This window comes from Psychroserpens mesophilus (assembly GCF_050617655.1).
In the GTDB taxonomy this organism is placed as follows: Bacteria; Bacteroidota; Bacteroidia; order Flavobacteriales; family Flavobacteriaceae; genus Psychroserpens; species Psychroserpens mesophilus_A.
Window position 1 is genome coordinate 1 of sequence record NZ_JBODQC010000178.1, and the last position, 270, is coordinate 270.

1 pseudogene is annotated in these 270 nt (G+C 60.4%); it reads left to right on the forward strand.

Annotated elements, in window-relative coordinates:
• A pseudogene (locus ACRHNM_RS16850) lies at positions 1-270 on the forward strand (hypothetical protein); the annotation flags it as partial.

Below are 270 nucleotides of genomic sequence, written 5' to 3' on the forward strand. Positions count from 1 at the left end.
CCTTCGCCCCGCTGGTGTCGGTGCTGGAAAACAAGTACGGCTTCGACAAGCTGTGGATCGATGGCTTTGCCGGTGGCAGCGGCAAGCTGGGCAAGGTCGCACGCTGGATCGACAGCAACATCGTCGACGGCGTGGTCAATCTTTCGGCACGTGTTGTGGACGTCGCAGCCGGCGTGCTGCGTCGTACCCAATCCGGTTTCCTCTATCACTACGCCTTCGCGATGATCATCGGCCTGATTGCCCTTCTGGGCGTGCTGATGCATTACCTGC